The 21,714-nt window shown below is 67.1% G+C and carries 14 protein-coding genes and 1 pseudogene; 4 read left to right on the top strand and 11 right to left on the bottom strand.

Features of this window, described 5'->3' with window-relative positions; translation table 11 throughout:
• From PA6_RS12380 to PA6_RS12415, 8 genes and pseudogenes are all read right to left on the bottom strand, one after another.
• Positions 1-195, bottom strand: a pseudogene (locus PA6_RS12380) (heme utilization protein); the annotation flags it as partial.
• Between the two features lie 309 nt (positions 196-504).
• On the bottom strand, positions 505-1,476 hold the full coding sequence (locus PA6_RS12385) for a peptide ABC transporter ATP-binding protein (RefSeq protein ID WP_021701267.1): 972 nt from the start codon (positions 1,474-1,476) through the stop codon (positions 505-507).
• On the bottom strand, positions 1,476-2,450 hold the full coding sequence (locus PA6_RS12390) for an ABC transporter ATP-binding protein (RefSeq protein WP_021701268.1): 975 nt from the start codon (positions 2,448-2,450) through the stop codon (positions 1,476-1,478). Before PA6_RS12390 ends, PA6_RS12385 begins: the two co-directional genes overlap by 1 nt.
• Before the next feature lie 102 nt (positions 2,451-2,552).
• Positions 2,553-3,464 (bottom strand): ABC transporter permease subunit, encoded by a 912-nt coding sequence (locus PA6_RS12395; protein ID WP_021701269.1) that lies wholly within the window; start codon positions 3,462-3,464, stop codon positions 2,553-2,555.
• A 152-nt stretch (positions 3,465-3,616) separates the two neighbouring features.
• Positions 3,617-4,627, bottom strand: a complete 1,011-nt coding sequence (locus tag PA6_RS12400) for an ABC transporter permease subunit (protein WP_021701270.1) — start codon at positions 4,625-4,627, stop codon at positions 3,617-3,619.
• A gap of 157 nt (positions 4,628-4,784) precedes the next feature.
• Positions 4,785-6,374 (bottom strand): ABC transporter substrate-binding protein, encoded by a 1,590-nt coding sequence (locus PA6_RS12405; protein WP_021701271.1) that lies wholly within the window; start codon positions 6,372-6,374, stop codon positions 4,785-4,787.
• Between the two features lie 59 nt (positions 6,375-6,433).
• Entirely contained in the window at positions 6,434-8,035 is a 1,602-nt protein-coding gene (locus PA6_RS12410; RefSeq protein WP_021701272.1) for an ABC transporter substrate-binding protein, read from the bottom strand.
• Between the two features lie 211 nt (positions 8,036-8,246).
• On the bottom strand, positions 8,247-8,960 hold the full coding sequence (locus PA6_RS12415) for an SIMPL domain-containing protein (RefSeq protein WP_021701273.1): 714 nt from the start codon (positions 8,958-8,960) through the stop codon (positions 8,247-8,249).
• 178 nt (positions 8,961-9,138) lie between these two features.
• On the opposite strand from PA6_RS12415, the gene PA6_RS12420 reads away from it, so the two are divergent.
• The 3 genes from PA6_RS12420 to PA6_RS12430 all read left to right on the top strand — a co-directional run bounded on the left by PA6_RS12420 (position 9,139) and on the right by PA6_RS12430 (position 12,034).
• Positions 9,139-10,398 carry an ATP-binding protein gene (locus PA6_RS12420; RefSeq protein WP_043216660.1) on the top strand — a complete coding sequence of 420 codons (1,260 nt, stop codon included), beginning with the start codon at positions 9,139-9,141 and terminating at the stop codon, positions 10,396-10,398.
• Positions 10,391-10,951, top strand: coding sequence for a response regulator transcription factor (locus PA6_RS12425; RefSeq protein WP_021701275.1), 561 nt, complete (start codon positions 10,391-10,393; stop codon positions 10,949-10,951). The genes PA6_RS12420 and PA6_RS12425 overlap by 8 nt, the downstream gene beginning before the upstream one ends.
• Before the next feature lie 141 nt (positions 10,952-11,092).
• Positions 11,093-12,034: an AEC family transporter gene (locus PA6_RS12430; protein WP_021701276.1), complete on the top strand. Its 942-nt coding sequence runs from the start codon at positions 11,093-11,095 to the stop codon at positions 12,032-12,034.
• Positions 12,035-12,113: 79 nt separating this feature from the next.
• Here the strand turns inward: PA6_RS12430 and pbpC are convergent, their stop codons facing one another.
• The 3 genes from pbpC to PA6_RS12445 are packed head-to-tail and all read right to left on the bottom strand — an operon-like array spanning position 12,114 to position 20,610.
• A complete protein-coding gene (gene pbpC / locus PA6_RS12435; protein ID WP_021701277.1) occupies positions 12,114-14,438 on the bottom strand; it encodes a penicillin-binding protein 1C in 2,325 nt (774 codons plus the stop codon).
• 2 nt (positions 14,439-14,440) lie between these two features.
• Positions 14,441-14,710 (bottom strand): hypothetical protein, encoded by a 270-nt coding sequence (locus PA6_RS12440; protein WP_021701278.1) that lies wholly within the window; start codon positions 14,708-14,710, stop codon positions 14,441-14,443.
• Between the two features lie 59 nt (positions 14,711-14,769).
• Complete coding sequence (locus tag PA6_RS12445) at positions 14,770-20,610, bottom strand: alpha-2-macroglobulin family protein (RefSeq protein WP_021701279.1); 5,841 nt, start codon at positions 20,608-20,610, stop codon at positions 14,770-14,772.
• A gap of 298 nt (positions 20,611-20,908) precedes the next feature.
• Between PA6_RS12445 and PA6_RS12450 the strand changes: the two genes are divergently transcribed.
• The gene (locus tag PA6_RS12450) at positions 20,909-21,697 is read left to right on the top strand and encodes a YfaP family protein (RefSeq protein WP_021701280.1); all 789 of its coding nucleotides are present in this window, start codon (positions 20,909-20,911) and stop codon (positions 21,695-21,697) included.
• Positions 21,698-21,714: the final 17 nt, after the last annotated feature.

Below are 21,714 nucleotides of genomic sequence, written 5' to 3' on the forward strand. Positions count from 1 at the left end.
AGTGCGATCGAAGCCATCTGCGGCGACGTTGCTGCCGGTGCGATCGAAGCCGTCTGCGGCGATGTTGCTGCCGGTGCGGTCGAAACCATCGGCGGCGATATGGCTGGCGGTACGGTCGAAGCCGTCGGCTGCCAGGGTCAGGCCGCTGGTGGCGAAGGTGGATACGAACAGGGCGGCGAGGATTTGCTTTTTCATGCTGTCTGGCTCCGGGTGGGGGCTGAAAGTTGACTACGGAGCAGATGTTACTCAGAGAAATTTGATACAGAACTTGTTGCGCTCGATGTTGCCTATCGATGCCGTCGATAGTCTCCGTATGCCCTTTGGTTGCTGGGCTTCATCGGCTTTCTGGGGGCGCCATAGAGGCTGGTGAGGAGGGTGGTCGCCGCTCTGCTTGTATCTAATTTATCGATCTGTTCGCGGGTGTTCTGCCGACAAGGGGCCGCGATGGGCGTCTTGTCGGGCCGGCCGGGCGCTTTCCCGCAAGCCAGGCCGGCGGGGAGGCGCTCAGCCGGCGATTGCCTCGGCGTGATGGCAGGCCACCTGGCGCGCGTCGATCAGGCGCAGCTCCGGCACTTCCACCTGGCAGCGCTCGCTGGCGTGCGGGCAGCGCTTGTGGAAGGCGCAGCCGGGTGGTGGATCGAGCGGGTTGGGCAGTTCGCCGGCGATCTTGATCTTCGGTTTGGCCGGGTCCGGGTGGATCGCCGGGGTCGCCGAGAGCAGGGCGCGGGTGTAGGGATGCAGCGGCCGCTGGTAGATCAGATCGGCCGGGCCCATCTCGGCCGGGCGGCCGAGGTACATCACCAGCACGTCGTCGGCCACGTGCTGTACCACCGCCAGGTTGTGCGAGATGAACACGTAGCCGGTCTGATACTGCTCCTGCAGGTCCATAAACAGGTTGAGCACCTGGGCCTGGATCGACACGTCCAGCGCCGAGGTCGGCTCGTCCGCCACCAGCACCTTGGGTTGCAGCATCATGGCGCGGGCCAGGGCGATGCGCTGGCGCTGGCCGCCGGAGAACATGTGCGGGTAGCGCTGGTAATGCTCGGGGCGCAGGCCGACCTGCTGCATCATGCTCTGCACCCGTTCGCGGCGTTCGGCGCGCGACAGGCCGGTGTTGATCAGCAGTGGCTCGCCCAGCTGGTCACCGATCTTCTGCCGCGGGTTGAGCGAGGCGTAGGGGTTCTGGAACACCATCTGCACGTCGCGGCGCAGCTGCTTGCGCTGGGCCTTGCCGGCGCCGGCCACTTCCTGCCCGGCGATCTGCAGGCTGCCGGAGGACGGCTCCTCGATCAGGGTCAGGGCGCGGGCCAGGGTCGACTTGCCGCAGCCGGACTCGCCGACCACCGCCAGGGTCTTGCCGGCTTCCAGCTGGAACGACACGCCATTCAGCGCGCGTACCAGGGCATTGGGCTTGAACAGGCCGCGGGAGATTTCGTAGTGACGGGTCAGCTCGCGGGCCTCGAGGACGATGCTCATCAGGCCACCTCCGAGGTCAGGTTGAGGGGGTAGAAGCAGCGCACCGCGCCACGCACGTGCGCTTCCAGCGCCGGGCGCTGCTCGCGGCAGTGCGGCTGAGCGTAGGGGCAGCGCGGCGACAGCAGGCAGCCGACGGGGCGGTCGTAGCGGCCGGGCACGATGCCGGGCAGGGTGGCCAGGCGCTCGGCACCCAGGCTGTGCTCGGGAATGGCCTTGAGCAGCGCCTCGGTGTAGGGATGGGTCGGTGCATCGAACAGGGTCGGCACGCTGCCGATCTCCACCGCTTGCCCGGCATACATCACGCATACGCGCTGGGCGGTTTCGGCGACCACGGCAAGGTCATGGGTGATCAGCACCAGGCCCATGCCCTCGCTGCGCTGCAGGTCCAGCAGCAGGTCCATGATCTGCGCCTGGATGGTCACGTCCAGGGCCGTGGTCGGCTCGTCGGCGATCAGCAGCTTGGGTTCGGCGGCGATAGCCATGGCGATCGCCACGCGCTGGCTCATGCCGCCGGAGAGCTGGTGCGGGTAGGCGTCGAGACGGCTGGCGGCGCCGGGAATCTCCACCCGCTCCAGCAACTGCAGGGCGCGCACGCGGGCGGCCTTGCCCTTGAGACCGAGATGCTGGCGCAGCACTTCCTCGATCTGGAAGCCGACCGTGTAGCTGGGGTTGAGCGCGGTCATCGGGTCCTGGAACACCATGGCCAGGTCCTTGCCCACCACGCGGCGGCGCTGCCGGCCCTTGAGGGTGAGCATGTTGTGGCCGTCGAAGCGCAGGCTGTCGGCGCGCACGATGCCGGGAGCGTCGATCAGGCCCATCAGGGCCATCATGGTCACCGACTTGCCGGAGCCGGATTCGCCGACGATGGCCAGCACTTCGCCCTTGTCCACGGACAGGTCGAGGCCGTCGACCACCGGTATGGCATCGGCCGCGCCGAAGCGCACGGACAGGTTGCGGATGTCGAGCAGGCTCATAGGGCTGCCTCCGATTCGTAGCCCGGATGCAATCCGGGGTGGGCCAGCTCGGAGGTATTCCCGGATGGCATCCGGGCTACATGAAGGGTCATGGCGGGCTCCTTACTGCGCATTCTTCAGCTTGGGGTCGAGCGCATCGCGCAGCCCGTCGCCCATCAGGTTGATCGCCAGCACGCTGAGCAGGATGGTCAGCCCCGGCAGCGACACCACCCACCAGGCGCGTTCGATGTAGTCGCGCGCCGAGGCCAGCATGGTGCCCCACTCGGGCGTCGGCGGTTGCACGCCGAGGCCGAGAAAGCCCAGGGCCGCCGCGTCGAGGATGGCCGAGGAGAAGCTCAGGGTGGCCTGCACGATCAGCGGCGCCATGCAGTTGGGCAGCACGGTGACGAACATCAGCCGCGGCAGGCTGGCGCCGGCCAGGCGCGCGGCGGTGACGTAGTCGCGGCCCAGCTCGCCCATCACCGCGGCGCGGGTCAGGCGCACGTAGCTGGGCAGCGAGACGATGGCGATGGCGATCACCGTGTTGATCAGGCCGGGGCCGAGGATGGCGACGATGGCCACGGCCAGCAGCAGCGAGGGCAGGGCCAGCATGATGTCCATCAGGCGCATGATCGAGGGGCCGAGCAGGCGCGGGAAGAAGCCGGCGACCAGGCCCAGGAGGATGCCGGGGATCAGCGACAGCAGCACCGAGGCCAGGCCGATCAGCAGCGACAGCCGCGCGCCGTGGATCAGCCGCGAGAGCAGGTCGCGGCCCAGCTCGTCGGTGCCGAGCAGGAAGCGCGTCTGCCCGCCTTCCAGCCAGGCCGGCGGCGTGAGCAGGGCGTCGCGGAATTGTTCGCTGGGGTCGAAGGGCGCCACCCAGGGCGCGAACAGCGCGCAGAACAGGATCAGCAGCATGAACAGCAGGCCGGCGACGGCACCCTTGTTGTGGGCGAAGGCCTGCCAGAACTCCTTCAGTGGCGAGGGGTAGAACAGTGCCTGGTCGCGGAGAGTGGTATTGATTTCAGTTGTCATAGTGGGCTCCGTAGAACCTGTTCATGGCCTCGCGAGCTAGAGCGAGACAAGGAAAAAGCGGCTGAGGAAGCGGAGTGTGCTGTTGCACATGAGCATTCCGAAGCTGGTTTTGACGCGGTATCGCCGACGCGCAGCAGGTCATGGATAGGTTCTTAGCGCTGATGGCGGATGCGTGGGTTGACCAGGCCGTAGAGCACATCCACGACGAAGTTGACCAGGATCACCAGGCAGGCGATCAGCAGGATGCCGTTCTGCACCACCGGGTAGTCGCGGGCGCCGATGGCCTCGATCAACCACTTGCCGATGCCCGGCCAGGAGAAGATGGTCTCGGTCAGCACGGCGCCGGCCAGCAGGGCGCCGACCTGCAGGCCGAACACGGTCAGCACCGGGATCAGCGCGTTGCGCAGGCCATGCACGAACACCACGCGGGCCGGCGACAGGCCCTTGGCGCGGGCGGTGCGGATGTAGTCCTCGCGCAGCACTTCGAGCATGGCCGAGCGGGTCATGCGCGCGATCACCGCCAGCGGGATGGTGCCGAGCACCACGGCCGGCAGGATCAGGTGCATCAGGGCGTCCTGGAAGGCGCCTTCCTCCTCGCTGAGCAGGGTGTCGATCAGCATGAAACCGGTGACCGGCTCGATGTCGTAGAGCAGGTCGATGCGTCCGGACACCGGCGTCCAGCCCAGGTACACCGAGAAGAACATGATCAGCAGCAGGCCCCACCAGAAGATCGGCATCGAGTAGCCGGCCAGCGATATGCCCATCACGCCGTGATCGAACAGCGAGCCACGCTTGAGCGCGGCGATCACCCCGGCGATCACGCCCAGGGTGCCGGCGAACAGCAGGGCGGCCAGGGACAGCTCCAGGGTAGCCGGGAACAGGGTGAGGAACTCCTCCCACACGCCCTCGCGGGTGCGCAGCGACTCGCCGAGGTCACCCTGGGCCAGCTTGCCGATGTAGTCCAGGTACTGGGCCGGCAGCGGCTTGTCTAGGCCCAGGCGGTGCATGGCCTCGGCGTGCATCTCGGGGTCGACGCGGCGTTCGCCCATCATTACTTCCACGGGGTCGCCGGGGATCAGACGGATCAGCGCGAAGGTCAGCAAGGTGACGCCGAAAAAGGTGGGGATCAGCAGCCCCAGGCGTCTGGCGATAAAGGACAGCATTGCGTTGTGGTACTCCGCATCATCAGGTTTGTACGCCCTCTCCCTTCGGGAGAGGGCTGGGGCGGCCCGCGTAGGGTGAGGGTGTTGTAGGCAACTCATAGCCGCCCGGTTGACCCTCACCCCCGGCCCCTCTCCCGGAGGGAGAGGGGAGCAGTGATCATTGCTTGCGCTTCACATGGGTGAAATTGTTGGAGCCCAGGGGGCTGAGCACGAAGCCCTCGACATCCTTGCGCAGCACGGCGAACTGCTTGGGATGGGCGAGGGCGATCCACGGCGCTTGCTGGTGGAAGATCGCCAGCGCCTCACGGTACAGCGCGGCACGGCGCTCCGGCTCGGCGACCCGGCGGGCCTCGCGGATCAGCTGGTCGAACTCCTGGTGACACCAGCCGGCCTGATTCTCGCCACTCTCGGCGGCGGCGCAGGACAGGTTGGGGGTGAGGAAGTTGTCCGGGTCGCCGTTGTCGCCGGCCCAGCCCATGAACACCAGGTCGTGCTCGCCGTTCTTGGCGCGCTTGATCAGCTCGCCCCACTCGAACACGCGGATGTCGGCCTGGATACCAATGGCGGCCAGGTCCGCCTGCAGCATCTGCGCGCCGATGCCCGGGTTGGGGTTGGTCGGGCCGCCGCCAGGGCGAGTCCAGATCGACAGCTTCAGGCCCTTTTCATGACCGGCCTCGGCCAGCAGCTGGCGGGCGCGCTCGAGGTCCTTGGGCCAGGGCTGCAGGCGTTCGTCGTGGCCGAGCAGGGTGGCCGGGTAGGGTGCCGCCGCCAGGGTGGCGTTGCCTTCGCCGTACTGGGCGCGCAGGTAGGCCTGGCGGTCGAAGGCCAGGTTGATGGCCTGGCGCACGCGCACATCGTCCAGCGGCTTGTGCTGGGTGTTGATGGCGACGTAGGCGGTGAGCAGCGAGTCCAGCTCCAGCACCTGCAGGTCCTTGTGCTCGCGCAGCGCCGGTACGTCGCTCGGGCGCGGAAACAGCGCTACCTGGCAGGCGCCAGCCTTGAGCTGTTGAATGCGCGTGTTGGGATCGGGGGTGATGGCCAGCAGCAGGCGGTCGAGCGCCGGCTTGCCACCCCAGTAGTGCGGATTGGCCGCGAAGCGCACCTGGGCGTCCTTGGCGTAGCGTTCGAAGACGAAGGGGCCGGTGCCGATCGGCTGGCTGTTGAGCTTTTCCGGCGTTTCGGCGTCGAGCAGCTGTTCGGCGTACTCGGCGGAATAGATGGAGGTGAAGCCCATGGCCAGGTCGGCGAGGAAAGGCGTCTCGGGGTGTTTCAGGGTGAAGCGCACGCGGTGCTCGTCGAGCGCCTCGATCTCGTCAATCAATTCGGCGAAGCCCATGGCCTCGAAGTAGGGGAAGCCGCGCGGGGCCAGCTCGTGCCAGTCGTGCTCCTTGTCGCGCTGGCGCTGGAAGCTCCACAGCACGTCGTCGGCATTCAGTTCGCGGCTCGGCGTGAACCAGGGCGTCTGATGAAATTTCACGCCCTTGCGCAGGGTGAAGGTGTAGGTCAGGCCGTCGGCGCTGATCTCCCAGCTCTCGGCCAGGGCGGGGATGATGCGGGTGCTGCCGGGGGCGAACTGCACCAGGCGCTCGTAGACCGTCTCGGCCGAGGCGTCGGCGGTGGTGGCGGCGGTGTACTGGACGATGTCGAAGCCTTCCGGGGCGGCCTCGGAGCAGACCACCAGGGACTGCGACTGGGCGAACACCGGCAGGCTGGCGCACAGGGCCAGAGGCATGAACAGGCTGCGCATGAGTTCTTCCTTCTATGGGGCGAACGGGCGGAACCCGCAGGTTCCGCCCGGTGCACGGCTTACTTGCCGACGCCTACGCCATAGAAGGAGTTGAGCGCGAACGGACTGATCTTGAAGTCCTGCACGTTCTTGCGCATCGGCTGGTACACGGTGGAGTGGGCGATCGGGGTGATCGGCACCTGGGCCTTGAGGACGTGCTGGGCCTGTTTGTACAGCTCGGTGCGCTTGGCCACGTCGGAGGTGGTCTTGGCCGCCTTCACCAGCTTGTCGTAGTCCTCGAAGCACCACTTGGAGAAGTTGTTGCCGTCGACCGCGTCGCAGCCGTACAGGGTGCCCAGCCAGTTGTCCGGGTCGCCGTTGTCGCCGCTCCAGCCGATCAGCATGGCGTCGTGCTCGCCACCTTTGGCGCGCTTCATGTACTCGCCCCATTCGTAGCTGACGATGTTGGCCTTGATGCCGATCTTCGCCCAGTCGGCCTGGAGCATTTCGGCCATCAGCTTGGCGTTGGGGTTGTAGGGGCGCTGCACCGGCATGGCCCACAGGGTGATCTCGGTGCCTTCCTTGATGCCGGCGGCCTTGAGCAGGGCCTTGGCCTTCTCGGGGTCATAGGCCGGGTCCTTGACGCTGTCGTCGTAGGACCACTGGGTCGGCGGCATGGCGTTGACCGCCAGCTGGCCGGCACCCTGATACACGGCGTCGATGATCGCCTGCTTGTTCACCGCCATGTCCAGCGCCTGGCGCACTTCGAGCTGGTCGAACGGCTTGTGGGTGACGTTGTAGGCGATGTAGCCGAGGTTGAAGCCCGGCTGCGAGGGCATGCTCAGGTTCGGGTCCTGCTTCAGCGACTCGAGGTCGGCCGGGCGTGGGAACAGGGTGATCTGGCATTCGCCCTTCTTCAGCTTCTGCATGCGCACCGAGGCGTCGGTGTTGATGGCGAAGATCAGGTTGTCGATCTTCACGTCTTCCGGCAGCCAGTAGTCCTTGTTGCCGGTGAAGCGGATCTGCGCGTCCTTCTGATAGCGCTTGAACACGAATGGGCCGGTGCCGATCGGCTTCTGGTTGATGTCGGCGGCCTTGCCGGCCTTGAGCAGCTGGTCGGCGTATTCGGCGGACTGGATCGAGGCGAAGCTCATCGCCAGGTTCTGGATAAAGGCGGCGTCGACGCTGTTGAGGGTGAACTTGACGCTGTGCTCGTCGAGCTTCTCCACCTTGGCGATGTTGGCGTCCATGCCCATGTCGGTGAAGTAGGGGAATTCGGTGGGGTAGGCCTTGCGGAACGGATGCTCCTTGTCGAGCATGCGATTGAAGGTGAACAGCACGTCATCGGCGTTGAATTCACGGCTCGGTGTGAAGTACTCGGTGGTATGGAACTTCACGCCCTTGCGCAGGTGAAAGGTGTAGGTCAGGCCGTCGGCCGATACATCCCACTTCTCGGCCAGGCCCGGCACCACGGCGGTGCCGCCGCGCTCGAACTGGGTCAGGCGGTTGAACATGGTTTCCGCAGCGGCATCGAAGTCGGTGCCGGTGGTGTACTGGCCCGGGTCGAAACCGGCGGGGCTGCCTTCGGAGCAGAACACCAGGTTGCTGGCGGCGCTGGCGAACGGGGCGCTGGCGATCAGCCCAGCGGCGAGAAAAGCCTGGATGACGGCGTTCTTACGCATGTTGACCTCATGTTTGTTGTGGTTGTCATCGTGAGGGATGCCTTGTGGGCACCTTGCGTGAAACTATGCACGGCACATGCCGTGGGCAAGCGCGAAACGCCTTGGAGTGTAGAAGCTGTGGCCAGGTTGTAACGGGTTGTCGCAATTCTGAAAGTCTGGTCAGGAAAAGCTGGCGCAGCGCCATCAGGTGATGACGACGCTGCGCTCCCTATCAGGGCAGTTGCACCTCGATCACGCCGTCGGCGCTCATGCTCACACGGCTGGTGCCGGCTTCGATCTGCGGCGCGGCCTCGCTCTTGCTGAAGCTGCCGCGGTCCATGGCCATGGCGCGCATCGGCATCACCGGCTGGAAGCCGCCGCTGTTGAGGTTCAGGCTGACCAGCTTGTAGCCCTTGCCGCCGACCGCTTCGGTGGCCAGCTGCGCGCGGGCCTTGAAGGCTTCGACCGCTTCCTTGATCAGGCTGTCTTCGCTGGTCTTGCGGGTGTCCTCGGCCACGGCGAAGCTCATCTCGGCCATCTTCAGCTCGCCCAGCAGGTCGGCGGACAGCTGCGACAGGCGGGCGAACTCGGCGCTTTCCAGGCGCAGCTCGGCGCGTTCGCGCCAGGCGCTGATCTTGCTGCCTTCGTTCTCGTACACCGGGTAGCTCTGCCGGCTGCCCAGGCTGACTTTCACGCCCTGTACCTTGCGCGCTCTGTCGATGGCGGCGTTGAGGGTCTTGGTCACGTCGCTGGCCAGCGCGGCCGGGTCTTCGCTCTGTGCCTCGGTGTAGAGGGTGACGTACATGCGGTCGTGGGCCACTTCCTGGCTGACTTCCGCGCGCAGCGATACCTGGTTGTAGCGCGGCTCCTCGGCCATGGCCGGCAGGCTGGCGACAGTGGCCAGGCCGAGGGCGAAGGCGGCGGCGAGACGATTGAGTGCGTGCATGGAAACTCCTTGCGGGTGATTGTCCTGGGGTTTGACGATGGAGTCAGACTATTCGGGTTAACACAGGTTCGCAGATTTTCTTTTGCCCGTTGCTGGCCGCTTCGCGCTGCGGCCGGTTGCCGCAGGCAGGCGGCCACCCCGGACCTCTGGTTATACTCGCCGCATGTCACAGACCTCCATGTACGCTCCCGTCCAACTGCTCTCCGCCAGCCGGCAGAATCTCTGGCGCCTGACGCTGATCCGCCTGCTGGTGCTGGCCGCTCAGGCCGCTTCGGTGGGCATCGCCTATCTGTCCGGCATGGTGCCGCTGCCCTGGCTGCCGCTGTGCGCGACGCTCGCCGTTTCCCTCGGCCTGTGCCTGGTTACCGCGCTGCGCCTGCGCGGGCCGTGGCCGGTCACCGAGCTGGAGTACACGGTGCAACTGGCCTGCGACCTGGTGATCCACAGCGTGCTGTTGTACTACTCGGGCGGGCCGGCCAACCCCTTCGTTTCCTATTACCTGGTGCCGCTGACCATTGCCGCGGCCACCTTGCCCTGGTTGCACACCATGGCGCTGTGCGCCCTGGGCCTGGCCGGCTACAGCGTGCTGCTGTTCTGGCCGCATCCGCTGAACATTCCGGTGGCCCAGCGCGAGTCGCTGCTGATCTACGGCATGTGGCTCTCCGTGGCCATGGCGGCGGTGCTGATCACTTTCTTCGCCGCCAAGATGGCCGGTGCGCTGCGTCGCCAGGACGAACTGCAGGCCCTGCGTCGCGAGGAAGGCATGCGCGACCAGCAGCTGCTGGCGGTGGCGACCCAGGCCGCCGGCGCGGCTCACGAGCTGGGCACGCCGTTGGCGACCATGAGCGTGCTGCTCAAGGAGCTGCGCCAGGAGTACCGTGATAAGCCGGCGTTGCAGGATGACCTGGCCCTGCTGCAGGAGCAGGTACAGCTGTGCAAGGACACCCTGCAGCAGCTGGTGCGCGCCGCCGAGGCGGATCGCCGCCAGGCGGTGTTCGAGCAGACTGCCGTGCAGTGGCTGGAGACCACCCTCAACCGCTGGCACCTGATGCGCCCCGAGGCCACCTATCGCTTCCAGTGCCTGGGGGCCGGTGCGGTGCCGCGCCTGCAGCCGCCGGCCGACCTGACCCAGGCGCTGCTCAACCTGCTGAACAACGCCGCCGACGCCTGCCCGGACAAGCTCGACATCCGCCTCGACTGGGACGAGCAGTGGGTCAACCTGAGCATCCGTGACCACGGCGCCGGCGTGCCGCTGGCCATTGCCGAGCAGATCGGCCGACCATTCTTTACCACCAAGGGCAAAGGCTTCGGCCTCGGCCTGTTCCTCAGCCAGGCCAGCGTGACGCGGGCCGGCGGTTCGGTGAAACTCTACAACCATGAAGAGGGCGGCACCCTGACGGAACTGCGCCTGCCCAGACTGGGAGAGCAACATGTCTGACGAACACCTCAACGACCAGGAAGAACATCCGCACCTGCTGCTGGTGGACGACGACGCCACTTTCACCCGCGTGATGGCGCGTGCCATGGAGCGTCGCGGCCTGCGCGTGAGCGTGGCCAACTCGGCGGACGAAGGCCTGGCCCTGGCCAAGGAGGACCTGCCCGACTACGCCGTGCTCGACCTGAAGATGGAGGGCGACTCCGGCCTGGTGCTGCTGCCCAAGTTGCTGGAGCTGGATGCCGAGATGCGCGTGGTGATTCTCACCGGCTACTCGAGCATCGCCACCGCGGTGGAAGCCATCAAGCGCGGCGCCACCAACTACCTGTGCAAGCCGGCCGATGCCGACGACGTGCTGACCGCGCTGCTCTCCGAGCATGCCGACCTGACCACCCTGGTGCCGGAAAACCCGATGTCGGTAGACCGCCTGCAGTGGGAGCATATCCAGCGTGTGCTGGCCGAGCATGACGGCAACATTTCCGCCACCGCACGGGCGCTGGGCATGCACCGGCGTACCCTGCAACGCAAGCTGCAGAAGCGCCCGGTACGTCGCTAAGCACCTGGTGTGAACGGCGTAGGGCGGGTGCAACCGGCGTTGGGCTGCCACGCGGCTTTACGGTGATTGAAAGCCCGGTGAAAGCCTTTCCCCGACTACAGCGGTTATCATTAGCCGCCTGATCAAGTAGTCGGGGCTGCCATGCTCGCCGTTGTCCAGCAGACACTCGCCATCACCGCGCCGGTGTTCTCCATGCTGTTCCTCGGCGTGGCGCTCAAGCGCCTGGCCCTGATCGACGCGCAGTTCATCAGTACCGCCTCGGCGCTGGTGTTCAACGTCAGCATGCCGGTCATGCTGTTCCTCGCGATTCTCCACGCCGACCTCAGTACCGCGCTGCAACCGGCGCTGCTCGGCTACTTCCTGCTGGCCACGGTCATCGGTTTCCTGCTGGCCTGGGGCTGGGCCCTGCTGCGGGTACCGCGGGCCGAACGCGGGGTGTTCGTGCAGGGCTCGTTCCGTGGCAACAACGGCATCATCGGCCTGGCCCTGGCCACCAGCCTGTATGGCGACTACGGCCTGTCGCTGGGTGGCATACTCGGCGGGGTGGTGATCCTCAGCTACAACACCCTCTCGGTGATCGTCCTGGAGGTCTACAACCCCAACGCCAAGGCCAGCGCCTGGAGCATCCTCAAGGGCATCCTGCGCAACCCGCTGATCCTCGGTGTGCTGGCGGCGATTCCCTTCGCCTACTGGCAAGTGCGCCTGCCCGGCTGGCTGACCACCTCTGGCGAGTACCTGGCGCAGCTGACCCTGCCGCTGGCGCTGATCTGCATCGGCGGCACCCTGTCGCTGGCTTCCTTGCGCGCGAGCAGCGGCCTGGCCATTGGCGCCAGCCTGATGAAGATGATCTGGCTGCCCGTGCTGGGTACGGCGGGCGCCTACTTCTGCGGCTTTCGCAACGCCGAGCTGGCCATCCTCTTCCTTTACTTCGCCAGCCCCACGGCGGCGGCCAGCTATGTGATGGCCCGTGCCGCCGGTGGCAACCACGAACTGGCGGCGGCGATCATCGTCATCACTACCCTTCTGGCGGTGGTCACTACCAACCTCGGCCTGCTCGTGCTGCAGTGGGGCGGCTGGATCTGACGCCGTTAAAGCCGTAGCCCGGATGTAATCCGGTAAACGACCTGAGCAGCCGTTCCCGGATTGCATCCGGGCTACTTCTCTACGGCAGGAATTCCACCTGCAGCGCCCGGCTGGTGCTGCGGCCCTGGTCGTCGCTGACCCGAATACGGTATTGCCCCGAGCGCTCGGGCCGCCATTGCAGGGCGGTCTGCGGTGTTCCCTGGCCGACCAGGGTGTGGTCGGCGAACCAGTACAGCAGGCGGGCATCGGCGGCAGCATGGGCGGCCAGGGTGATGCTTTCCTGTGGCTGCGACAGGCGCAGGCTGTAGGTCACCTGGGTCAGCGGCGAGGTGATGCGTGGCGCCTCGCGGGTGTCGATGGCGGCTTGCACCTGGCAGTCGCGCTGGGCGTCCGGCGGCGTGCGCCGGGGCAGGCCGGCGTCGGCGAACAGGCGCTGCAGGTCGGACGGCCAGAACTCGAACACCTGCAGTTCGCTGGTCGCCGGGTCGAAGGGCGGGCAGGCGGCCTTGCCGGTCAGGCGGTCGACCATCACCGGGCGGTGCAGGTCGGATACGCGGATCGGCGACACACCCGGGATGTACCAGGTCTTGCGGGTCTGCGGGCACCAGCGGTTGGGCAGCTCGCCGGAAGCGGCGCAGACCTCGACGCGAGTCAGTCCCGAGGGCGGCCGGTCGGCTGGAACGCGCTCTTCCGGCAGGGCCAATGGCAGGGCGTCGGCAATGCGGAAGAACAGTGGTGCGGCGGTCTTGATGCCGACGAAGGCCGGGTTCGGCGTGGCGTCGAAGTTGCCGACCCACACCACCAGCACGTAGGGCCCGACCAGGCCGGCGCTCCAGGCGTCGTGGAAGCCCCAGGAGGTGCCGGTCTTCCAGGCCACCGGCCAGTCGCGGCCGCGGGCATCGGCGGGCAGGCCATCCGGGCGCGGGTTGTGGCGCAGCATGTCGCGGACCATGAAGGCCGCCTGCGGCGATAGCAGCTGGGCGCCCGGTCCGCTGCGCTCCTCGCGGGTCCAGCGCAGTGGGCGCAGGCGCCCGTCGCCGGCCAGCATCAGGTACAGCCTGGCCAGTTCGGCCGGGGTCAGCTCGCCACCGCCGAGCGCCAGCGCCAGGCCGTAGAACTCCTCCTCGCGCAGGCCCTTGATGCCGGCGCGCTGCAGCAGGCCGTGCAGTGACGGCTGGCGCAGCTGGCTGGTCAGCCACACGGCCGGCACGTTGCGGCTGCGGATCAGCGCGTCCTGGGCGGTCAGCGGGCCGGCGAACTTGCCGTCGAAGTTCTCCGGCTGGAAGGCGCCGAAGGCACTGGGTGCGTCCTTGAGGATGCTCATCGGCTGGATCACGCCCTGGTCCAGGGCCAGGCCGTAGAGGAACGGCTTGAGCGTCGAACCTGGTGAGCGGCGCGCCTGCACGCCGTTGACCTGGCCGTGGATGCTCGCATCGAAGTAATCCGCCGAGCCGATCAGCGCCTTCACCGCCTGGTCGCGGCTGTCCACCAGGATCGCCGTGGCGTTGCGCACGCCCAGCTTGCGTCGGTCGTCGACGAACTGGCTGACCAGCTGTTCCAGGCGCCGCTGCAGGCGTGGGTCGAGGGTACTGTGCAGTTCGTTGTCAGTGTGGCTGGCCAGCAGCTGCTCGCTCAGGTGCGGCGCGCGGAACGCCAGCTGGCGTCGGGTGCGGGCCTGCAGCGGCAGTTCCAGCAGGCCCTCGTTGCGCGGGTCGTCGGCATGCTCGCGGCGCCACTGGGCCATCAGCTGCAGGCGCGCGCGCTGCAGCGCCGGGCCGAACTGGCCGCGGCCCGGCTGCTGGGGAATTACCGCCAGGGCCAGGGCCTCGCTGAGCGACAGCTGCGCTGCCGCCTTGCCGAAGTAGATGCGGCTGGCCGCCTCGACGCCCTCGATGTTGCCGCCCATGGGCGCCAGGTTGAGATAGGCCTCGAGGATGTCGTGCTTGCTGTGGCGTGCCTCGATCCACAGGGCCAGGGCGATCTGCTGCAGCTTGCCGGGAATCTGCCGCGAGTTGAGGTCGTACAGGCGCCTGGCCAGTTGCATGCTCAGGGTCGAGCCACCCTGGCGCATGCCGCCGCCATAGGTGGCCATGGCCGCGCGCACCAGCGCCGTGGGGTCGACGCCCGGGTGCCGGTAGAAGTGGCGGTCCTCCTTGAGCAGCAGCGCCTCGACCATGGCCGGCGCGATGCGCTCCAGCGGCACCCACAGGCGGTACTGGCCGTCGCTGGCCAGGGTCATGCGCAGCAGCTCGCCGTTTTCCGCCAGCACCATGCGTGACAGCGGCGCCGCCTCGCGCAGCGGTGTGTGCGGCCATAGGCGCAGGGCCAGCAACAGACTTGCTGCGGCCAACACAAAGAGGCCGAGGCGATGCCTGCGTCGAGAAGTGAAGGGGAGGGCTGGCATGGTCAGAGCGGTGGATGCTGCTCCAGTAGGCGCAACAGCTCGGGGTCACTGGCGTAGCGCTGCTGCAGCTCGGCCCGGCGGCTTTCCAGCTGGTCGCAGCCCTGCAGCTGCTCGTTCAGGAAGGCCCGGCGCTCCTCGTCATAAGGTTCCTCGCCGCTGAAGTGCTCGCAGTTCTGATGGTCGGAGATGAAGGTGGCGACGTCGGCCGGTAGCTGCTCGGCAAATGCCGGCAGGACGGTGCCAAGCAGCAGAAAAAGCAGTGATCGGTTCATGCGCTGCCTATGTGATGGGTGTAGGGCCTCCCGCCGCGCGAAGCGGCGGGAGGTGACCGTCAGGGTTTGACGATGGTCAGCTGGCCGGCCTTGCCGCGGGCCTGCTGGGTAGTGTCGTACATGCCCTCGGCATAGGCCGGCGGTGTGCCGAAGGTGCCGGCGTTGGTGGCGCGGACGCGGTAGACGAAGGTGGCGGCGTCGCGGTAGACGGTGCCGTAGAGCACCACGCGGTCGTCGCGCACATCGGCGAACTCGGGCGACCAGTCGCTCATCGCCAGCTCGCCCACCGGTGGTTGCCAACTGGGTTCTTCGTACTCGCTTTCCTCTTCGTACTCGCCGTCTTCCTCGCTGGCCTCGGTGACCGGCGCCGGCTGGTTGTACACCGGCTCGGTGCCACCCGGCAGCAGGTCGACCACGGCCACCTGCCGCACCTGGTCGAAGTCCTTGGCGCGCAGGCGCAGGCGCACCAGGAACTCGTCGCCGACGCGCACCTGCTTGACCGGCTCGCCGTTCAGGTCGGTGTACTCGTGAGTGACCTCCAGGCCGTCGGCGATCACCTTGTCCGGCGCGCCGCGGTCGTAACCGCCTTCGCTGAGCATGTAGAACACCGGCGCGTCGCCGTCCTTGCGCAGCAACAGCATCTTGGCCGCCTGCGGCACGTCGCTGACCGGCGGCTTGCCGCTCAATGCCAGCGGCTGCTCGCCCTGCTTGCCCAGCCAGGCGCTGACGCGCAGGTTGAGGCCGTCCTCGGCGCGCTCGCCGTAGCTGTCCAGTGCCCGCAGCAGCAGGGCGGCGGACAGCGAGTTGTAGCGCTGTTCGCTGAGGCGCTGGCCCATGGCGTCGAGCAGCTTCACCGGCACCTCGTCCAGCTCGGTGGGGAAGTGCGTGGCCAGCAGGCGCAGGTGCTCGGCGTCGTGCACCAGCGGGTCGTAGTACAGGCCGTAGCTGCTCCAGCCCTGCTCCAGATTGCGCCACACTTGTTGGTCAAACAGCTTGTCGGCCTGCTTGTCCTGCTTCAGCAGCTTGTAGCTGGCGGCCAGATACGCAGCACCGATGTCCTGCTGCCAGTTCTGGCTGTGGAAGGTTTCGTAGCGCTCGCGGATATCGGCCAGCGCGCCGCTGGTGACCACGCCCTGGCGGGTCAGCAGGTAGGCGGCGTAGGCGCGGTTGCGCAGTTCCTCCAGGCCTTCGCTGGGGCCGTTGGCCAGTTGCGAGAGGTAGCCGTTGGCGCGGTTGAGCAGGTCGCCCGGTACCGCGAAGTTACGCTCCTTGGCTTCGATCAGGAAGTCGGTGGCGTACAGGCTGGCGAACGGCGCCACCTGCGGGTTGGCCGCCCACAGGCCGAAGCCGCCTTCCAGGTTCTGCCGCGAGCGCAGGATGCGTACGGCGTTGTCGAAGGACGGCACCGCCTGCGGGTCGACGCCCGTGGCCGAGCTGCCCCAGACCAGTGCCGGCATGGCCTTGGACACCAATTGCTCGGTGCAGCTGTAACCGTAGTCGTCCAGGTAGCTCTGCAGGCCGCTGGCCCACACCAGTGGCGAGCCGGCGGCGGCGAAGCGCACGTCACGCAGCTGCGGGTAGAGGTCGCGGCTGACCTGCACCTCACCGCTGGCATCTTCCGTGCGACCCAGGGTCAGTGCCACGCGGCGCTCGACCAGCGGGCGTACCGAGGTGGTCTCGCCGATCTTCACGCGGCGGCCGTCGGGCAGGGTGGCGACGAAGGTCATGCCCGCCGAACCCAGGTTCTCCTGGGCCAGCAGGTCGATCTCCACCACGCCTTCCTTGCGTGGCGCCAGATGCAGCTCGGCCTGGTCGATGGACTTCATCTTCAGTCCGGCGCTGGTCTCCACACTGACCTTGACCGTGGTCGGCTGCTCCAGGTTGCTGAACACCCCGGCGCTGACCTTGAACAGGTCGCCCGGAGCGACGAAGGCCGGCACGTTGGGCGTGATCACCAGCGGACCGCGTACCTCGGTGGCGCCTTCGACCACGCCGATACGGGCGTCGTCCACCGCCACCACGAACAGGTGCAGCTTGCCGTTGAAGTAGTCCGGCACGTTGTAGCGGAAGTCGTTGTCGCCGGCTTGCAGGTCGACCAGGCCGGACCAGTAGGCCACCGGCGGCTTGCGCTTGCGCTTGAACGGGTTGAGGTGAGCGCCGAGCAGGTCCTCGCCGTCACCACCGGCGGCAGCGGCGTCGAGCAGGCGGCTGAACTCGGGCAGCAACAGGTCGAGGATCTGGCTGGTCTGCACTTCCAGGGCGCGTTTCTGGAAGAACTGCGCCAGCGGGTCCGGCGCCCTGTAGCGCGCGACCTGCAGGATGCCTTCGTCGATGGCGTAGATCACGGCGCGGCCTGGGCGGTCGGCGCTGACCCTGATGTCCAGCGCCTGGCCCGGCTCTATATGCTCTGCCGCGCGGACCTGCAGCGGGATGCGCCGCGCGTCCAGCTTGATGCGCAGCGGCGCCACGCCGTAGGACAGCGGGCTCATGTACACCTCAGGCGAAGCGCTGTCGCGGACGAACTGCACGTTGACGTAGGCGTTGCCCTCCAGTCCGGCGGGCAGGCGGATGCGTTGCACGCTGCTGGTGCTGTCGGCCTTGAACCACTGGTGGGCATAGACCTTGTCGCGTTCGATAGTGATCAGGCCGGCGCCGGTGTAGGGCGCGCGGATGCTGATCTCGACCTCGTCGCCCTGGGCATAGGCGTCCTGGTTCAGGCGCAGCTGCAGCTCGGCGTTGCGCTCCAGCGAGCGACTGGCGTTGCCGTGGCCGGCCACGCTGTAGTCGACCTGGTTCAGCGGCGTGCCGTCGGCAGCCTTGAGGGTCAGGGTGAAGTCGCCGGGCTCGCTGGTGTTCAGTCTCAGCTTGGTACCGCTGGCGGCAATGTTCAGCGGCTGGCTGCCCAGCGGGATGTTCTTGATCCGCGACTGGTACTTGTAGGTACCGTTGGACTGCTTGACCAGCACCGACACGTAGCGGTGCTCGACCAGCTTGGTGGACAGGCCGTCCACCGCCAGTGGCTTGAGGTCGGGGCCGATGGCCAGCCACTCGACTTCGCGCTTGGCGCCCTTGCTCACGTAGTCCAGCGAATCAACGCTCTTGACCCCAGCCAGCCAGGGTGCGGACGACACCATCAGGCTGCTCTGGGCGGCGACGTTGCGCCCGCCCTCGGCCTCGAACACCCGGGCCAGCAGGCTCAGGCGATAGGTGCTGGCGGCGTAGCGGTCCAGGCGCAGGTCGAGCGACGTTTCGCCGTTGTCGTCGGTCTGGCTCTCGGCCAGTTCCTCGGTGCTGCTGTCGCTGAGCGAGTTGGTGATGCGGAATCGGTAGTCGGCGTACTGCTCGAAGGCGGCGTAGGCCGGCGACAGGGTCATCTCGGCGGTGACCCGACGGCCGGAGGCCGGCGCGCCGAACAGGTGCATGGCCTTGACCTTGGCCTCGACCTGTTCGGGGGCGATCCAGCCCTTCACCGGTGCCTTGGCCAGGGTGGCGCTGACCTTCATGCGGTCCGGCTCGAAGTCGCGCACCTTGAAGTCGACATTACCCAGCGCGGTGCGCCGCTCGTCTTCGTCGATCAGGCTCAGGGTCGCGGTGTAGGTGCCGGCCGGCGCTGCCTCGCTGCTATGGAAGTCGAGGCTCTCGAAGCCACTGGCGGAGAGCTTCAGTTGCTGGCGCAGCACGCTCTGCCCGCGCGGGTCGCGTACGTCCAGTTCCACCGGCAGGCCCTGCAGCTGGCCGCTCCAGTTGGCGGTGCGCACGATCATGCCCAGGTGCGCGGTTTCGCCCGGGCGGTACAGGCCGCGGTCGCTGAACAGGTAGGCGCCGAGGCGGTCCGGCTCGCCGTTCTCGTACTGGCCGCCGATATCGAAGCGCGACAGATCGAGGCGGTGCTGGCTGTTCGCGACCGGCAGGAAGGACTGGTCGTTGCCGTAATTGACTACGTACATCAGCGGGGTCTTCTCGCGGCGCAGCTCGTCGAGCTTGGCGAAGTGTGCCTGGCCGCTGTCGTCGGTATAGGCGCTGGCCACCGGCAGGCCGTTGCGACCGAGGATCTGCACTTCGGCGCCGGCTACCGGGCCGCCCTGGCTGATCGACTGGACGAACAGGTCGTGGCTGCCGTCGCTGCTGCGTTTGGCGATGATGCCGAGGTCGGTGACCACCACGAAGCGCAGGTCGCGGGTCGGGTTGTCGTCATAGTAGTAATCGAAGGTGTCCTGGCTCGGGTCATCCTCGGAGCTGAGCTTGATCACGAAGATGCCACGGCGGCCGCCGTCGGCATTCAGGTAGGGCGCCAGGTCGACATGGCTGTACTGGGTCTTCGAGGGATCGCTGGCGTCCAGTGACAGCTTGACCTGCATGCGCTCCACCAGGCGGTCGAAGTAGCCATTGGAAATTTCGGGGCGGGCGAAGTTGCCGTAGTTCTGGTCCACCAGGTGATGCAGCTGGCCGGGCAGCAGGCGCGAGATCTCCACCTGGGCGCCGGGCACGCCGCGCCCGAGGATGCCCAGCTGCTTCTCGCCGTTGAGGCTGAGCAGCGCGCCTTCGGAAAGGAAGGCCAGGGCGCGCGGGTACTTGGGCATCTGCAGCAGGCTGTAGGTCGGGTCCTTGGCCAGGTAGCCGCCGACTGCCTCGACCTTGGCCGCCACCTTCACATAGACGTAGCGCCCCGGCTCGGCCTTGAACTTGAAGGCGTGCAGGCTGTTCAACGGCTCGACGCTGGGCACATGGGTCAGCTTCACGCGCTCGGCGCGGGCCAGGGTCTGTTCGTCGACTTCCGACTCATCCCAGTATTCGCTGCCCTGATTATCGCGCTCGGGCAGCAGCCAGACCTGCACCTGCTTGGCGATGGCTTCGTCGCTCACCGCGCTGGAGCTGCTGAACATCAGCACCGGCTCCGGTTCGCCGCGGTCGTTGTCGACGAACTGGATATTGCTGGCGCTGAAGGTCAGTCGATAGCGCCCCGGTACGCTGACCGATGTCTGCAGTGGCTGGGCGCTGGCATTGCCGCCGTCGCGGGCCTGAATGCCTTTCTCTACCTGCAGGCTGACGCCGGTGGTTTCCAGCGGCGTGGCCAGCGGCGCGGAGTGCACATAGGCGGCCAGCTTGTTCTTGGCGAAGCTGATCTCCGGCGTCGGCGCCACGTCCTTGTCACGGTATTCCAGGCCGCGATCCAGGGCGATGGAGACGCGCTGGCGGAAGGACTCTTCGTCGACCGGGTGGGAGAAGTTGATGGTCGCCACCAGCTTCTTCAGGCTCGGTACCACCGGATCCTGGTACAGCTCGCGGCTGGCCACGCTGACGCTGAACGGCTGGGTGCGCAGGTCGAACTGGTAGCGGTCGAGCAGTACGCCGTCGGCCAGCAGGCCTTCTTCATTCAGGGTGACCTGATAAGCCTGGTCGATCGGCCAGTCGCCGGCCGGGGTGAACACCAGGCTGCGGTCGTTGGCCCAGTGCCAGGCGCCCTTGGTGGCTGGCTGCAGGCTGATGCCCTCGTGGACCTCCTTGCCGATCGCGTCCAGCGGTGCGGCGGATTCGTGGAAGTCGACGCGCAGGGTGTCGATGCTGATCGGCTCGTGCTGGTAACCGGTCAGGTTCGGTGCGTGCACCGAATAGGCCACGGTGTGCGGCACCGGCAGGTTCTGGTACCAGTGCCAGGCGTAGGCGCCGGCGCCACCGAGCACGGCCAGCACGGCCAGGCCGGCGGCAGTCTTGCCGGGACGTGCGCGCAGCCAGCGGCCGCAGGCGCACAGGCCCTGCCACAGCTTGCGCAGCCACAGCGGCGGCTGCCAGCTGCCGACCAGGGCAGAAAGCAGCCAGCGTGCCAGGCGCAGCACACCGAGAACAATAAAGGAGACGAACGCGAAGGCGCGGCGGCAGGCCGCAATGAGCGAGGTGAACATGTGCATCCCTGCAGATGGTAAGTGCGGGCATTGCGCCAGCGGCACCGAATGTACTGGCAATCGGCGGGCGAAATTATGCGCTTTCCGCCGCCTGAACGGCGCCGGGGGCGGTGGCGAAGTTTGAACGATTTGTGATACTGGTCACGCTCGCTCGGGTAGCGAAAAATCGGCCGCAGTCGACTGTGGGCGTCACGAGTGTGATTGGCTGCCAAACTCCGTGCGGTTCTGCTGGCCGGAGATTGTAAGGAGTCGTGTCAATCGCTAGCCTTGGCAACTTAGCGCCTTTAAAGGATTAATCATGCGCCCCCTGCTGTTGTCGGCGAGCCTGATGCTATTGGCATCGGTTGCCTGGGCAGACCCCTCCGCCAGTCTGGAAGGCCCCACGGCCGGCTGGCGTCACGATGGCCTGCTCGAACGCTCGGCCGACGCCCGCGTGGCCTACCCGACGCCACCCATCGATCGCGGCGGCCAGCGCGGGCGCAGCCTGATCGCCGGCAAGCTCGAAGGCACCCAGGGCCTGCGCCAGCCGCATGTGCTGGCGGTCAACGGCAATCCCCTGCCTCTGTATACCGACGCCGAAGGCCGCTTCGTCCGCCCCTACAACTTCGGCGCCGGTTCCAACAGCGTCGAGCTGCGTGCCGATGGCAAGCCGCTGCGTCGCGTGCAGTTCTATGAAGCCAACCACCTGAAGACCCCGGCGCGGGTGCGCATCGTCCTCGGCTGGGACGACCCCAAGGCCGAGCTCGACCTGCACGTGATCACCCCTGATGGCCAGCACGCCTACTGGGCTGACCCGGTGATGAGCAACGGCGGTGGCCTCGACGTGGACAGCGTCGATGGTCCCGGCCCGGAGATGTTCAGCATGACCGCGCCGCTGCGCGGCACCTACCTGGTGTATGTCAACTACTGGGGCAACCTGGGCAGCCAGGGCTACAACTTCCAGGCTGGCAGCAACCAGAACGAGGTGATCACCTCGCAGATCAGCCTGGTGTTCAACGAGAACACCGTCAACGAGCGGCGCGAGACCTTCGTCGTGCCGCTGCGCACCATCGGCGAGCTGCTGCCGGTGAAGTCCTTCAACTACTGAACGCTCCTGCGGAGTCT

It is taken from the genome of Aquipseudomonas alcaligenes NBRC 14159, assembly GCF_000467105.1.
GTDB lineage: Bacteria > Pseudomonadota > Gammaproteobacteria > Pseudomonadales > Pseudomonadaceae > Aquipseudomonas > Aquipseudomonas alcaligenes.

Excerpts from the sequence above, each read along its gene's own strand:
- PA6_RS12385 (WP_021701267.1), bottom strand. The coding sequence starts at position 1,476 with ATGAGCATCGTCCTCGAGGCCCGCGAGCTGACCCGTCACTACGAAATC.
- PA6_RS12395 (WP_021701269.1), bottom strand. The coding sequence starts at position 3,464 with ATGACAACTGAAATCAATACCACTCTCCGCGACCAGGCACTGTTCTAC.
- PA6_RS12445 (WP_021701279.1), bottom strand. The coding sequence starts at position 20,610 with ATGTTCACCTCGCTCATTGCGGCCTGCCGCCGCGCCTTCGCGTTCGTC.
- PA6_RS12400 (WP_021701270.1), bottom strand. The coding sequence starts at position 4,627 with ATGCTGTCCTTTATCGCCAGACGCCTGGGGCTGCTGATCCCCACCTTT.
- PA6_RS12425 (WP_021701275.1), top strand. The coding sequence starts at position 10,391 with ATGTCTGACGAACACCTCAACGACCAGGAAGAACATCCGCACCTGCTG.
- PA6_RS12450 (WP_021701280.1), top strand. The coding sequence starts at position 20,909 with ATGCGCCCCCTGCTGTTGTCGGCGAGCCTGATGCTATTGGCATCGGTT.
- PA6_RS12420 (WP_043216660.1), top strand. The coding sequence starts at position 9,139 with ATGTACGCTCCCGTCCAACTGCTCTCCGCCAGCCGGCAGAATCTCTGG.
- PA6_RS12390 (WP_021701268.1), bottom strand. The coding sequence starts at position 2,450 with ATGAGCCTGCTCGACATCCGCAACCTGTCCGTGCGCTTCGGCGCGGCC.
- PA6_RS12415 (WP_021701273.1), bottom strand. The coding sequence starts at position 8,960 with ATGCACGCACTCAATCGTCTCGCCGCCGCCTTCGCCCTCGGCCTGGCC.
- PA6_RS12440 (WP_021701278.1), bottom strand. The coding sequence starts at position 14,710 with ATGAACCGATCACTGCTTTTTCTGCTGCTTGGCACCGTCCTGCCGGCA.
- PA6_RS12405 (WP_021701271.1), bottom strand. The coding sequence starts at position 6,374 with ATGCGCAGCCTGTTCATGCCTCTGGCCCTGTGCGCCAGCCTGCCGGTG.
- PA6_RS12410 (WP_021701272.1), bottom strand. The coding sequence starts at position 8,035 with ATGCGTAAGAACGCCGTCATCCAGGCTTTTCTCGCCGCTGGGCTGATC.
- pbpC (WP_021701277.1), bottom strand. The coding sequence starts at position 14,438 with ATGCCAGCCCTCCCCTTCACTTCTCGACGCAGGCATCGCCTCGGCCTC.
- PA6_RS12430 (WP_021701276.1), top strand. The coding sequence starts at position 11,093 with ATGCTCGCCGTTGTCCAGCAGACACTCGCCATCACCGCGCCGGTGTTC.